At 70.7% G+C, this 12,987-nt stretch carries 15 protein-coding genes; 3 read left to right on the top strand and 12 right to left on the bottom strand.

Features of this window, described 5'->3' with window-relative positions; translation table 11 throughout:
- The 12 genes from cmk to M7D61_RS03570 form a co-directional block, all read right to left on the bottom strand.
- Nucleotides 1–470 (bottom strand): (d)CMP kinase (gene cmk / locus M7D61_RS03625; RefSeq protein ID WP_298227700.1); only part of this gene is annotated, 470 nt, incomplete at its 3' end.
- Nucleotides 467–1,558, bottom strand: a complete 1,092-nt coding sequence (locus M7D61_RS03620; RefSeq protein ID WP_298227698.1) for a prephenate dehydrogenase — start codon at nt 1,556–1,558, stop codon at nt 467–469. The genes M7D61_RS03620 and cmk, both read right to left, overlap by 4 nt.
- Nucleotides 1,555–2,361 (bottom strand): pseudouridine synthase, encoded by an 807-nt coding sequence (locus M7D61_RS03615; protein WP_298227702.1) that lies wholly within the window; start codon nt 2,359–2,361, stop codon nt 1,555–1,557. Before M7D61_RS03615 ends, M7D61_RS03620 begins: the two co-directional genes overlap by 4 nt.
- Nucleotides 2,362–2,363: 2 nt before the next feature.
- A complete protein-coding gene (gene scpB / locus M7D61_RS03610; RefSeq protein WP_298227696.1) occupies nt 2,364–2,945 on the bottom strand; it encodes an SMC-Scp complex subunit ScpB in 582 nt (193 codons plus the stop codon).
- The gene (locus tag M7D61_RS03605) at nt 2,938–3,747 is read right to left on the bottom strand and encodes a ScpA family protein (protein WP_298227693.1); all 810 of its coding nucleotides are present in this window, start codon (nt 3,745–3,747) and stop codon (nt 2,938–2,940) included. The genes scpB and M7D61_RS03605 overlap by 8 nt, the downstream gene beginning before the upstream one ends.
- Complete coding sequence (locus tag M7D61_RS03600) at nt 3,740–4,564, bottom strand: ParA family protein (RefSeq protein ID WP_298227692.1); 825 nt, start codon at nt 4,562–4,564, stop codon at nt 3,740–3,742. Before M7D61_RS03600 ends, M7D61_RS03605 begins: the two co-directional genes overlap by 8 nt.
- Nucleotides 4,565–4,591: 27 nt before the next feature.
- Nucleotides 4,592–5,758: an ATP-binding protein gene (locus tag M7D61_RS03595; RefSeq protein WP_298227690.1), complete on the bottom strand. Its 1,167-nt coding sequence runs from the start codon at nt 5,756–5,758 to the stop codon at nt 4,592–4,594.
- Nucleotides 5,748–6,425: a response regulator transcription factor gene (locus M7D61_RS03590; RefSeq protein ID WP_298227688.1), complete on the bottom strand. Its 678-nt coding sequence runs from the start codon at nt 6,423–6,425 to the stop codon at nt 5,748–5,750. Before M7D61_RS03590 ends, M7D61_RS03595 begins: the two co-directional genes overlap by 11 nt.
- Nucleotides 6,426–6,525: 100 nt before the next feature.
- Nucleotides 6,526–6,825 carry a putative quinol monooxygenase gene (locus M7D61_RS03585; protein ID WP_298227687.1) on the bottom strand — a complete coding sequence of 100 codons (300 nt, stop codon included), beginning with the start codon at nt 6,823–6,825 and terminating at the stop codon, nt 6,526–6,528.
- On the bottom strand, nt 6,822–7,583 hold the full coding sequence (locus tag M7D61_RS03580) for an ATP-binding cassette domain-containing protein (RefSeq protein WP_298227686.1): 762 nt from the start codon (nt 7,581–7,583) through the stop codon (nt 6,822–6,824). The genes M7D61_RS03585 and M7D61_RS03580 overlap by 4 nt, the downstream gene beginning before the upstream one ends.
- Entirely contained in the window at nt 7,580–8,575 is a 996-nt protein-coding gene (locus M7D61_RS03575) for an ABC transporter permease (protein ID WP_298227685.1), read from the bottom strand. The genes M7D61_RS03580 and M7D61_RS03575 overlap by 4 nt, the downstream gene beginning before the upstream one ends.
- Before the next feature lie 94 nt (nt 8,576–8,669).
- Nucleotides 8,670–9,728 (bottom strand): substrate-binding domain-containing protein, encoded by a 1,059-nt coding sequence (locus tag M7D61_RS03570; RefSeq protein WP_298227683.1) that lies wholly within the window; start codon nt 9,726–9,728, stop codon nt 8,670–8,672.
- Between the two features lie 115 nt (nt 9,729–9,843).
- On the opposite strand from M7D61_RS03570, the gene M7D61_RS03565 reads away from it, so the two are divergent.
- The 3 genes from M7D61_RS03565 to M7D61_RS03555 form a co-directional block, all read left to right on the top strand.
- Entirely contained in the window at nt 9,844–10,893 is a 1,050-nt protein-coding gene (locus M7D61_RS03565) for a LacI family DNA-binding transcriptional regulator (protein WP_298227682.1), read from the top strand.
- Complete coding sequence (locus M7D61_RS03560; protein WP_298227681.1) at nt 10,886–11,794, top strand: PfkB family carbohydrate kinase; 909 nt, start codon at nt 10,886–10,888, stop codon at nt 11,792–11,794. The genes M7D61_RS03565 and M7D61_RS03560 overlap by 8 nt, the downstream gene beginning before the upstream one ends.
- On the top strand, nt 11,791–12,987 hold a 1,197-nt coding region (locus tag M7D61_RS03555; protein ID WP_298227679.1), incomplete at its 3' end, for an AGE family epimerase/isomerase. The genes M7D61_RS03560 and M7D61_RS03555, both read left to right, overlap by 4 nt.

Here is a 12,987-nt window from a genome sequence, read left to right as displayed (position 1 = left end):
GCGGCGCGCACCTCCTCCGAGGCGGTGAGCAGGATGCGCACCGGGGCGTCCGGCACGGTCACCGTCGTGATGTCGCGGCCCTCGATGACGATGCCGGGGCGGTCGGTCGCAGCGGCGATCGACCGGAACAGCGCATTGAGGTGCTCGCGCACGGCGGGGACGCGCGCGACCGTGCTCACGATCGCCGAGACCGCGGGGTCGCGGATCGCCTCGGTCACGTCGACCCCGTCAACCCGCACCCAGAAGTCGTCGGGGTCGGTGCCGACCGCGTAGTCGAACGAGCCGAGCGAGGCGGCGACGGATTCCGCGGAATCCAGGTCCGCCCCCGCGTGCCGGGCGTGCCAGGCGAGCGCCCGATACGCGGCCCCGGTGTCGAGATAGGCGTAGCCGAGGCGCCGCGCGACCGCCTTCGACACGCTCGACTTGCCGCTGCCGGCCGGGCCGTCGATCGCGACCATGACGGGCGTCATCCGCTGATCGTCCAACCCAGATCGGTGAGGCCGACGATGGCGCGCTCGCGCGATTCGGGCACGACGAAGATCTCGGCGAGGCCCACCTCGGCGCCGGGCGAGTGCTCGAAGCGCAGGTCCTCGACGTTGACCTCGAGCTCGCCGAGGTGCGCGAAGAGCCGGCCGAGCTGGCCGGGGCGGTCGGCGAGCAGCACGACCAGGCTCGTGAAGCGCTGGTCGTGGCCGTGCTTGCCGGGGATGCGGGCGACGCCGGCGTTGCCCGAGGCCAGCAGCTCGGCGAGCGCCAGATGGCTGCCCGGCGCGTCGACGGCCTCGAGCACCGCGGCGATGCGGTCGAGATCGACGCTGTAGGCGCGCAGGATGGGGGCGACGGCGGCGGCGTTGGCCGAGAGGATCTGCACCCAGAGCTCCGGCTGCGAGCCCGCGATGCGGGTGGTGTCGCGCAATCCAGCGCCGGCGAGGGCGAGCGCGGCATCCGATCCGTCCAGCAGTCGGCGTGCGAGCAGCGTCGAGATCACCTGGGGCGCGTGCGAGACGAGCGCGACGGCGGCGTCATGGGTCTCCGGGTCCATCGCGACGATGTTCGCGTCGAGGTCGCGAGCGAGATCCTCGACGACCTGCACGGCGTCCCGCGGGTTCTCGGCGCGGGCGCTGACCACCCACGGCCGGCCGATGAAGAGATCGGCGCGGGCGCTGATCGCTCCGCCCCGCTCGCGCCCGGCGAGCGGGTGCGAGCCGACGTAGCGGGCGAGGTCGACGCCCTTGGCCCTGAGGGCCGCGAGCGGGGCGGCCTTGACGCTCGCGACATCGGTGACGACGGCGTCCGGGAACAGGGCGAGTTCGGCGGCGACGACGTCGGCGACGACGTCGGGCGGGGTCGCGACGACGATAAGGGCGGGATGGTCGGCGGTCGACGGCGCACTCGCCGCACGCCCCGCTCCGTAGTCGATCGCGAGGCGCAGATTGGAGGGCGAGGCGTCCGCCAGGACGACGTCGACGCCTTTCGCGGTGAGGCCCAGGCCGATGCTCCCGCCGAGCAGGCCGGAGCCGACGATGCGGACGGTTCCGCTGACGCGCGAGGAGGTCACTGGGGGTCTTTCCGGTCGGATTCCGCCGAGCGCGCGAGCGTCAGCAGCTGGCCGAGTTCCACCTTAGTGAGATCGCGGGTCGCTCCCGAGGCGAGCGAGCCGAGGTGCAGCGGGCCGAAACTGCGCCGCACGAGCTCGATGACGGGGTGGCCGACGGCGTCGAGCATGCGCCGCACGACCCGGTTGCGACCGGAGTGGATGGTGAGCTCGACGAGGCTCGCGCCGCCCTGGCCGGCGCCGCCGACGAGTTTCGCGGCATCCGCGGCGATCGGCCCGTCCTCGAGCTCGATGCCCCGCTTGAGGAGCTGGATCGTCTGCGGAGTCACCTCGCCGCGCACCTTGGCGAGGTACGTCTTGGAGACGCCGAAGGAGGGGTGCGCGAGCACCTGGGCGAGCTCGCCGTCGTTGGTGAGCAGCAGCAGGCCGCTCGTGTCGTAGTCGAGGCGGCCGACGTTGAAGAGCCGCTCCGGGTAACCGCCGGTGAACTCGGTGAGGTCGCGGCGGCCCTTGTCGTCGGACGAGGACGAGATGACGCCGGTCGGCTTGTTGAGCATGACATAGCGCTTGCTCGCGTCGAGCTGCACGGCCACCCCGTCGACGGCGACCTTGTCGGCCTCGGGATTCACCCGGGTGCCGAGAGTGGTGACGATCTGGCCGTTGACTCGGACGCGCCCGGCGACGATGAGCTCCTCCGCGACGCGACGGCTCGCCACGCCGGCGGCGGCGAGCACCTTCTGCAGGCGCTCCCCCGGCACGCCGAGGGCGTCGGGGTGGAGCGGCTTGGGGCGCAGCGGACCTGGCACGGTCACCGCACGTCCTGGTCGAAGCCGGCCGCGCCGTCGTCGAGCAGCGGCGAGATCCGAGGCAGCTCGTCGACGGAGTTGATGCCGAGCTGGGCCAGCAGCAGATCGGTGGTGCCGTAGTTGATCGCGCCCGTCTCGGAATCCGCGAAGAGCTCGGTGATGAGGCCACGGCCGAGCAGGGTGCGCACGACAGTGTCGACGTTGACGGCGCGGATGCTCGCGACCTGGCCCCGCGTCACGGGCTGCTTGTAGGCGATGACGGCGAGGGTCTCCAGCGCCGCCTGCGAGAGCCTCGTAGGGCTCTGGGTGGTGACGAAGTCCTGCACGACATCGTCGTACTCGCTGCGCACGTAGAGACGCCATCCGCCGCCGACCTCGCGCAGCTCGAAGCCGCGCCGGATCGACCCCGGCGCGTCGCCGTCGTAGTCGGCGACGAGCGCCTCGATCGCCTGCCGCACCGCCGCGACCGGCGCGCCGACAGCAGTCGCGAGAGCGACGAGGCTCTGCGGCTCATCGACGACCATGAGGATCGCCTCGAGCGCGCGCGGCACGTCGAGCGGCCGGCCTGTCACGGAATCAGGCATCGTAATCGGCTCCGAGCGCGGCGAGGTTGTCGTCGGTCCAGGTGTCGGCGCTCCAGCGCAGGGTGAGCTCGCCGAGCGGCTCGAGCTGCTCGAAGCCGATCGCGGCGTGGCGGTACAGCTCGAGCACGGCGAGGAAGCGGGCGATGACGACGCCCTTGACCTCGACGCCGGCGACGAGCCGGCGGAAGGTCAGCGGCTCGCCCTGCCGCAGCAGCGCCACCACCACGGCTGCCTGCTCGCGGATCGACACGAGCGGCGCGTGCAGATGGTCGAGCGCGACGACGGGCGGCTCGCGCGGGGTGAGCGCGATCAGCGCGAGCGCAGCGAAATCGTCGAGCGAGAGCGTCCAGACGAGCTCAGGCGTGCGGGCGCGGTACTTCTCCTCCAGCCGGACGCTGCGCGGATGCCGGGTCGACTCGGCCTCCAGATGCTCGGCGAACCAGCCGCTCGCCTCCTTGAACGCGCGGTACTGGAGCAGGCGGGCGAAGAGCAGATCGCGCGCCTCGAGAAGGGCGACGTCCTCGGCATCGACGAGTTCGCCCTGCGGGAGGAGGCCTGCGACCTTCGCATCGAGCAGGGTCGCCGCGACGACGAGGAACTCGGAGGCCTCGTCCATGACCGCGCCGACGTCCATGCGACGCAGGTAGGCGATGAACTCGTCGGTCACTCGCGACAGCGCGATCTCGGTCACGTCGAGCTCGTGCCTGCCGATGAGCGACAGCAGCAGGTCGAACGGGCCCTCGAAGTTGTCGAGCGCCAGACGGAACGACGGCGCCGCGGCGAGCGGCTCGGAATCAGGCAACCGCGCCCCGCTTGATGAGCTCGCGCGCCAGCTGCCGATAGGCCTCTGCGGCCGGGTGGTCGGGGGCGAACTGGGTGATCGGGGTGCCGCTCACCGAGGCGTCGGGGAACTTCACCGTGCGCGCGATCTGGGTCTGGAGCACCGTGTCGCCGAACGCCTCGCGCACCCGCTCGAGCACCTCGCGCGCGTGCAGCGTGCGCGGGTCGTAGAGCGTGGGCACGATGCCGTCGAGCTGGAGCGCGGGGTTGAGGCGCTCCTGCACCTTGTCGATGGTGTCGATGAGCAGGGCGACCCCGCGCAGCGCGAAGTACTCGGTCTCGAGCGGGATGAGCACGCCGTGCGCAGCGGTGAGCGCGTTGACGGTGAGAATGCCGAGCGAGGGCTGGCAGTCGATGAGGATGACGTCGTACTCGGCCGCGACCTTGCTCAGCACCCGTTGCAGCGCCTGCTCGCGCGCGACCTCGTTGACGAGGTGGACCTCGGCCGCGCTGAGGTCGATGTTGGCAGGGATGACGTCGAGCCCTTCGACGCTGGAGTGCTGGATGGCCGTGCGCGGGTCGATCTTGCCGTTCAGCAGCAGCTCGTAGATCGTCGTGACGTCGTGGGTCTGGATGCCAAGCCCCGCCGACAGCGCGCCCTGCGGGTCGAAATCGATCGCGAGCACCGTCCGGCCGTATTCGGCGAGCGCTGCACCGAGGTTGATGGAGGTCGTCGTCTTGCCGACGCCGCCCTTCTGGTTGCACAGCGCGATGATCCGGGCGGGGCCGTGCTCCTTGAGCTTCTTCGGCACCGGGAACATCGCGCTGTCAACGGCCATGCCGCGAGTTTAGCGAGGGCGGGCCTCTCAGCCGTCCTCGGCGCGCTCGCCGGGAGCGCCCGGGATGTAGGCCGTCAGGCGGGTGCCGCCGAGGGCCGCGGACGGCTCGATCTCGAGCCATCCGCCCTCCGCCTCGACGCGCTCGCGCAGCAGGGCGAGCCCGCGCAGCTCCGGCGCGGCGGGCATCCCGACCCCGTCGTCGTCGAAGGCGATCCGGACGCCCCAGCCCTCGAGGTCGAGGGCGAGGCGCAGGCGCGTGGCGCGGCCGTGGCGCAGCGCGTTCGACAGCGCCTCCTCGACCACGCGCAGGATGAGAAGTCGCCGCCGCATGCGCTCCGGGGTGTTGAGGAGCAGGCCATTGAGCTCGGGGTCGATCTCGAGCGCGACGGAGATGGTGGCGGGGACGCGCCTCAGCAGGATCCGGGCCGCGTGGACGAGGCCGAGCTCGAGCCCTTCGGGGTAGAGCAGGACGAGGAGCTCGCGGAGCTCGAGATTGCGCGTCGCGCCGAGTTCGTCGCGGACCTCCTCCACCGCAACCGCGAGGCCGGAGGCCGGCGCCGCGGCGGCGGCCGCCCCGGCGATCTCGACGAGCCGCCGGTCGATGTCGACGAGCCGGTCCTGAACGCCGCCCTGCAGGCCATCGACGACCTCGCGGCGGATGCGCGCCTCCTCGGCCTGAAGGGCTTCGAGGGCGTCGGCCGCCCGCTTCTCGTCGACGACGCGCCGCCGCTCCTCATCGCGCAGGCGCAGCAGGAGGCGCGCGGCGACCATGCCGACCGCGAAGGCGAGCGCGGTGACGAGCGCGCCGGACATGGTCTCGACGGCGGCGTTCCCCCAGGTGCGCTGGATCTGTATGCCCAGCAGCCATTGCGCGAACGCGCGCAGTGCACCGGAGCCGACCGCGATCGCGGCAATGGTCCGTACCGCGGTCGCCGGGCCCATTCCGACCAGTCGCGACCACCGCGCCGCGGCGAGCGCCACGAGGACCGTGACGAGGTTCACGGCCACTCGGAGGAGGAATCCGCCGTACGCCGTCTCGGGATGGCCGCTGAACACGAGCTGGAGCGCGAACGTCTGACCGGCCGCGCCCATGCCGAAGCCGAAGCCGACGGTCCCCGCGACGATGAGCAGCACGCCGCCCGCACTGCGCACCCCGCGGACGTCGTCGCTCGCACCGAGGCGGTCAGTGGTCATGCCGTGAGGTCTCCTCGATGAAACGCAGCACTGCCAGCACGCGCGAGTTGTGATCCGGGGGCAGCTCGAGCACGTCGTAGACGTCGACGAGGGTGTTCTCCACCGTGCGCTGGGCCATGCCGAGCCGCTCGGCGATCGAGCCGTTCGACAAGCCGGACGCGACGAGCTGCAGTACCTGATACTGCCGCTCGGTGAGCTTCTCGAGGCTGGAGTCGCGACGGCGGAACGACCGCTCGGCGAGGTGGGGGTCGACCACGGTCTCGCCCCGGGCCGCTGCGCGCAGCGTCGAGAGCACGACGTCGGTCGACAGCGTCGAGGTCTTCGAGAGGTAGCTCCAGCCGCCCGTGACGTCGCTCGGCAGGTCGAGCAGCAGCTCCATGACGTCGTGGCTCGACAGCAGCAGGATTCCGATATTCGGGTCCGCCCGGCGCAGTGAGACCCCGAGCGCGAGGCCGTTGCCGTCGTGCAGGTACACGTCGAGGATGACGACGTCGAGGAGACCCGGGAAGAACTGGCTGCGCGCGTCGGCGGCTCCGGAGGCGACGAGAGGCACGGCGACGTCGCTCTGGGCGCGCAGCAAGCCCACGATCATGTCGCGGTACAGCGGCTGATCCTCCACGACGCCGACGCGCAGCGGCGCGACGGTGCTCGATGCCTGCTCCGGCAACGGCGGCCCTCCTCGCTCTCGTCGGATCGAGGCCGAGTCTCTCACTGCAGGGGAAGGATCGCGCCGTCGAACCTAGGGGATTACTCCCGCACCGGGGCGATCAGAGCGGTTCGAGCCAGCTGAGCGTCGACGCTCCGCCGACGACGAGCGGGGCGAGCGCCTCGTTGAAGGCACGCGAATGCGCGGACCCGATGTGCGCCTGGAAGGCGGCCTGGTCGGCATACTCCTCCCACACGAAGAAATCGCCGTCCCTGCCCGGGCGGCGCGTAGGGACGAAGGCGACATTGCCCGGCTCGGCGCGGACGTCGTGCGCAAGCCTGGCGAGCAGTGCGGACACTTCCTCTTCATGCCCGGAGAGGGCGGTGAACTCGGCGTAGAGCAGCGCGGCGCCGGCGCTCATGGCGCGTCGGCGCCGATGAGGCCGGTGATCGTGCCGAGGAGGCTCTGCGCGTCGAATGCCGACGTCGGGGCGTCCTTCACCACCCTGCCCAGGCGCAGGACCACGATGCGATCGGTGACCTCGAGCACATGAGGCAGCGTGTGCGAGATGAAGATCACTCCGAGCCCTTTGGTCTTGGCGGCTCGGATGACATCGAGCACCTCGTTCGCCTGGCGGGCGCCGAGATGATTGGTCGGCTCGTCGAGGATGATGACCTTCCGCGCCCACGCCACCGCGCGGCCGATGGCAACCGCCTGGCGCTGGCCGCCGGAAAGCTCCGAGACGGTACGGTCCGCGGAGGCCACCCCGATGCCCGCCCTGTCGAGCTCCTCATGCGCCACGGTCTCCATGCGCCGATTGGCGAGGAAGCCGAGTCTGCCCAGTGGACCAGGCATCGTGAGCTCGCGGCCGAGAAACACGTTGGCGCCCACACTGAGGTTCGGGGCGAGGCCCGAGTCCTGGTAGAGCGTCTCGATGCCTGCCTCGAGTGCGTCATGGGGAGTGCGCCAGGTGTGCTCGACGCCGTCGAGCAGGATGTCGCCGACATCGGGCTGATGCGCGCCAGAGAGCACCTTGACGAGAGTCGACTTGCCGGCGCCGTTGTCGCCGACGAGGCCGAGAACCTCGCCCGCGCGCACACCCAGGCTGACGTCCTCGAGCGCGACGACACTGCCGTAGTTCTTCGAGATGCCGCGCACCTCGTAGAGGTAGTCGTTCATGAGTGCCTCCGGCGACCCAGGCCGCGTCGCACCGTCTGCAGCGTGACCGCCGCCGCGATGAGGATCGCAACGACGACCTGGTTCCAGTTCGGGTCGATGTTCGAGATCACCAGGCCGCTGGTGACCGAGGTGAGGATGAGGGAGCCGAGCACTGTGCCGCCCATCCTGCCGACGCCGCCGGTGAGGCTCGCCCCGCCGATGACGACCGCGGCGATGGCGCTGAGTTCATCGCTCGTGCCCGAGGTCGGCGACCCCGAGCCGAGCGTGAGGTAGGTCATGATGCCTGCCGCGCCGGCGAAGAGCCCGGAGAGCCCGTAGACCTTGACGAGGTGCCGCGGAACGCTGATGCCGGCGGCCGTCGCCGAGAACGTGTTGCCCCCGATCGCGTAGGTGTAGCGGCCGAAACGGGCGAAGTGCAGGAAGAGGCCCGCGATCGCGATGATGACGATCGCGATGATGATCGGCCAGGAGAACGGGCCGATGGTCGGCGCGCTCAGCCCGATGGCACTCGATGGGCCGCCTCCGACCGGGCCGCCCTTGGTGAGCACGAGCGCGAGCCCGGCACCGGCGCCGAGCGTGGCCAGGGTGGCGATGAAGGGAACGAGCTTGGCGACATTGATGAGCACCGCGTTGACGAGCCCCACGAGCACGCCGACTCCCAGCGAGACGAGGATTCCGACGGCGAGGCTCACCGGGTCGGGCCAGCCGGCCCCGGTGAGCCCCGCCATCGCGAAGGCGGCGATGACGCCCGAGATGGTGATGGTGGATCCGACGGAGAGGTCGATCCCCCCGGTGATGACGACGAACGTCTCGCCGACGGCGATGAGGGCGATGGGCGCCCAATCGACCAGGATGTTGCCGAACACGCCGACGGAGAAGAACACCGGGTTGATCACGGTGAACACCAGGACCAGCGCCGCGAGGACGTAGACGAGGATCGACTGCTGGTCGAGCAGGATGCGCCCGGCGATGCCACGCCTGCTGCGCGGCATCGCCGCCTCCGCTCGGACCGGGGAAGCCGGTGTGCTCACTGCGTGCCCTTCTCGTTCGACTTCCGCGACCGCGGAATCCACCACCGCCATTGTCCTAGCCCTGGGGGTAGGTGTACTTGGCCAGGTCGCCGCTCGAGGTCGACTTGGTGAGCACGATGTTCGGCAGCGTCACCGCGGCCTGGATTCCGGCCTTCGAGTTGCCGCTCCGGATGTACTTGACCAGGGTGTCGACGGCCTCTTTGCCCTCCTCGACGGGGTTCTGGGCGATGAGGGCCGTGAAGACGCCCTTCTTGAGCAGGTCGACGTTGGTGGCGTAGGCGTCGTACCCGACGAGCGCCACCTTGCCGACGAGACCCTTGGCCTGCAACGCCGCGGCGGCGCCCTGAGCGTTCGTGCCGTCGATCGCGAAGATGCCCGCGAGGTTCGGGTACTGGGTCAGCCAGTTGTTGACGTTGGTGTTCGCGGTGGTCGGATTCGACTGCGAGTAGCCGGTGGCGACGAGCTGGATGCCCGGGTACTTCGCCGCGATCTGCTGCTTGAAGCCGTCGAGGCGGGCGACGTTCGTCGAGGCGGTCGCCGAGGTCAGGCCTGCGACGACCTGGTAGGTCTTGCCGGACTGGTAGCCGATCGCGGCGGCGATGGCGTCGGCGGCCTTCGCGCCGCCCTGCGTGTTGTCACCGGTGATGAACGAGACGGCCTGGCTCAGGTCGTTGACCCTGCTGTCGACGTTCACCACCGCGGTTCCCTGCGCGACGGCCTTCGCGACCTCGGACTGCAGCGCGCTGGGGTCGGTCGGGGCGAGGGCGAGCCCGTCGGGCTTCTGGGCGAGCACCTGGTTGAGGATCGGGATCTGGGTGGCCGGCGAGTACGTCGTCGCGTCGCCCTGGAAGATGAGCTTGGCACCGAGCGCGCTCGCCTCGGCGGACGCGCCCTGCTTCATGGCGACGAAGAACGGGTCGGACGAGGCGCCGACCACGAAACCGATGGTGAGCTGCTTTGCGGTGGGCGAGCTCGTGCCGCCGGAGCCGCTCGGTGAACTGCTGGCCGTGCCGGAGCTGGAGCAGCCGGCGAGGGCGATGGCGGAGACGGCGCCGATCGAGGCCAGCAGGAGAGCCCGCGTCGACCAACGACCGCGGGTGAGGGGATTCATCATTGAACGTCCTTCTGTGAAGAGGCAGCGTCGCTGCCGTATGACAACGATGTCAGAATGTAGTTCTAGGCTACTGCTGCTGTACAGTCAAGCGTCCTGCCCAAAGTGGAGTCACATTATGGCAACGATGTCAGATCCGGAAAGACCCGACAGCTCGCACCGCGCGACCATGAAGCAGGTCGCTACCCTCGCCGGCGTCGGGCTCAAGACGGTTTCGCGCGTCATCAACGACGAGCCCTACGTCTCCCAGGAGATCACCGGCAGGGTCCGCGCCGCGGCCGAGCAGCTCGACTACCTCCCCAACCCCCACGCGGGCGTACTGAGGAGCAAGGCCAAGCGGCATCTCACGATCGGCCTCCTCGTCGGCAGCGTCGACAACCCCTTCGTCGGCGCCCTCCATCGGGTCATCGAGGAAGCCGCCCATGAGCATGACGCCGCCGTGTTCGCCTCAAGCCTCGACGACGACCCGCACCGCGAGCGCGGGATCGTGCAGGCCTTCCTGCGGCGGCGGCTCGACGGACTCATCCTCACCACGGTCACCCCGAACCAGAGCTACCTCGTCCCCGAGCAGCGCCACGGCACGCAATTCGTCTTCGTCGACCGCCCGCCCACCGGCGTCGAGGCCGATGCGATCATCTCCGACAACGCCGAGGGAGCTGCGGCAGCAGCCCGCCACCTCATCGCTCACGGCCACCGGCGTCTGGCCTACCTCGGCGACCGCCACGAGATCAAGACCGCCGCGCTGCGGCGCGAGGGATTCCTCGGAGAAGTCAGCCGCGAGGGCATCCTCGCGGCGGACACCCCCGTCGTCGAGGGCCTCCATGATGAGGAGAGTTCCTACCGTGCCGTGCTCGAGATCATGCGCCGCCCGGAACCGCCGACCGCCCTCTTCACTGCGCAGAACCTCGTCACGATCGGCGCGATCCGAGCGCTGCGCGACCTCGGCGTGCAGCGCAGCACCGCGCTGGTGAGCTTCGACGACATCCCGCTCTCCGGCCTGCTCGACCCGGCCATCACCGTCATCGCGCAGCACCCCGACCGCATCGGCGCGCTGGCGGCCAAGCGCATGTTCGACCGGATCGCCGGCGACGATTCGCCCGCACGCGAGTTCGTCGTCCCGACCACGCTCATCGTCCGAGGCTCGGGAGAGATTCCGCCCCATGACTGACGCACCGCTGGCCATCATCGGCGACGCGCTGATCGACGAGATCCACCACGAGGACGGCTCGGTGGCCGAGTTCGTCGGTGGCGCGGCGCTCAACGTCGCCGTCGGCCTCAGCATCCTCGGCATCCCGACCACGCTCATCGCCATGGTCGGCGACGACGCCGACGGCGACCGCATCCGCGAGTATCTCTCCGGGCGCGGCGTCGGCCTCATCGGCACGCCGGCGCCCTACGGCAGCTCGCGCGGCATCTCGACCCGCGTGAACGGCGAGCCGCGCTACGTGTTCAATGCCGCCGCCCAGAACCGCGCCATCGAGTTCGGCGCCGAGGTGCGCGCTGCCATCGACGCCGCCCCCTACGTCGTGACGAGCTGCTTCCCCTTCGACGACGCCGCACAGACCGCCGCACTGCGCGCCGCCGTCGCGCGGTCGGCCGAGCGGTTCATCGTCGACCCCAACCCGCGCACGTCGATGATGCACGACACCGGCGCTTTTCGCGCCGCGATCGACGACCTCGCCGCCGACACCCTTCTGCTCAAGATCGGCGAAGAGGATTCCGCGCTCCTCTACGACCTGCCCCTGGAGTCCGCCACCGCACATCTCCTCAACCTCGGGGCCGGCTGCGTCCTCGCCACAGCCGGTGCGGAGGGGGCATCCGTGCACACCCCGCACGGCACGATGGCGCGGGAGCCGATCGCCGAGCTGCCCGGCCCCATCGTCGACACGATGGGCGCCGGCGACGCGACACTCGCGGCGGTGGTCGCCGACATCGTCCGCCGCGGCCACCTCCCCGCCGACGCGGCTGCGTGGTCGGCCGCCCTGCGGCACGCCATGCTCATCGCCGCGGCGACCTGCCGCGGCACCGGCGCGCTGCTGCGAGTGCCCCGAGAGAACAGCCCGCGATGACCTCGATCGCGGACACCTTGGGAAGCGCCCACCTCGCCTGGCTGAACGGCGAAGAGCAGCGCCTCCTCGCCTTCGCGCACGCTGTCGTCCGCGAAGACGGCATGGCGAACTGGCTCGCCTCCGACGGCTCCGCCGACCCCGGCAAGCCCGCTGCGACGTGGATCACCTGCCGGATGGCCCATGTGCACTACCTCGCCGCGCTGCGGGGCATTCCCGGCGCCCGCGCCACCGCGGAGCGACTGCTGCACGGCATCGACACGATGGCGCGCGACCCGGAGCACGGCGGCTGGCTCGAGACGGCGGAGTCCTCCCCGGATGACGACAAGCTCGCCTACACCGCGGCCTTCGTCGTCATCGCCTCGGGATCCGCCGCGATCGCCGGGGATCCCGACGGCGTGCGCATCCTCCGCGATGCCCTCGCCGTCATCGACCGGCTCTTCGGCGATGCCGCGCGGCCCCTCATCGCCGACCGCGTTTCGGGCGACGGGACCACGGTCGATCCGTACCGCGGCATCAACGCCAACATGCACTTCGTCGAAGCGCTGCTCACGGCCTGGCAGGCGCTCGGCGATGACGCCCTCGTCGAGCGCGCGGTGGCGATCTGCCGGTTCGTCGCCGATCAGGCGGCGGGCAACGGCTGGCGCATCCCGGAGCACTTCGACGCCGCCTGGGCACCCCAGCCCGAGTACCACGCCGACAGCCCGGCCGACCAGTTCCGCCCCTACGGGGCGACCGTAGGACACGCGCTCGAGTGGAGCCGACTGCTGCTGCAGGCCGACGCGCACCTCGAGGGCGGCGACGACCTCACCGCGGCGGCCGTGGAACTGTACCGCCACGCCGTCGCCGACGGCTGGGCCCGCAACGGCCGGCCAGGATTCCTCTACACGACTGGCTGGGACGGCACACCGGTCATCTCCGATCGCCTGCACTGGGTCGCCGCCGAGGCGGTCGGCGCGGCCGCAGCGCTCTACCAGGCCACCGGCGAGACCGAATACCTCGACGACTACCTGCGCTGGCTCGACTACGCCGACGCGTACTTCCTCGACCGCGAGTTCGGCTCGTGGATCCACCAGCTCGACCCGACGAACGTGCCGTCGACGACGATCTGGGAGGGCAAGCCCGACATCTACCACGCCTACCAGGCGGTCATCCTGCCGATGCTGCCGCTCGCCGCGAGCCCGGCCGGCGCGATC

The organism is Gryllotalpicola sp. (assembly GCF_027352875.1).
Classification (GTDB): Bacteria; Actinomycetota; Actinomycetes; order Actinomycetales; family Microbacteriaceae; genus Gryllotalpicola.
Note: the sequence above shows the minus strand (reverse complement) of the source record. Positions and strands in the feature narration are given on the sequence as shown.

Coding starts and splice junctions, on each gene's coding strand:
- M7D61_RS03575 (WP_298227685.1), bottom strand. CDS start 8,575: ATGCCGCGCAGCAGGCGTGGCATCGCCGGGCGCATCCTGCTCGACCAG.
- M7D61_RS03560 (WP_298227681.1), top strand. CDS start 10,886: ATGACTGACGCACCGCTGGCCATCATCGGCGACGCGCTGATCGACGAG.
- M7D61_RS03565 (WP_298227682.1), top strand. CDS start 9,844: ATGGCAACGATGTCAGATCCGGAAAGACCCGACAGCTCGCACCGCGCG.
- M7D61_RS03570 (WP_298227683.1), bottom strand. CDS start 9,728: ATGATGAATCCCCTCACCCGCGGTCGTTGGTCGACGCGGGCTCTCCTG.
- M7D61_RS03600 (WP_298227692.1), bottom strand. CDS start 4,564: ATGGCCGTTGACAGCGCGATGTTCCCGGTGCCGAAGAAGCTCAAGGAG.
- M7D61_RS03595 (WP_298227690.1), bottom strand. CDS start 5,758: ATGACCACTGACCGCCTCGGTGCGAGCGACGACGTCCGCGGGGTGCGC.
- scpB (WP_298227696.1), bottom strand. CDS start 2,945: ATGCCTGATTCCGTGACAGGCCGGCCGCTCGACGTGCCGCGCGCGCTC.
- M7D61_RS03580 (WP_298227686.1), bottom strand. CDS start 7,583: ATGAACGACTACCTCTACGAGGTGCGCGGCATCTCGAAGAACTACGGC.
- M7D61_RS03585 (WP_298227687.1), bottom strand. CDS start 6,825: ATGAGCGCCGGCGCCGCGCTGCTCTACGCCGAGTTCACCGCCCTCTCC.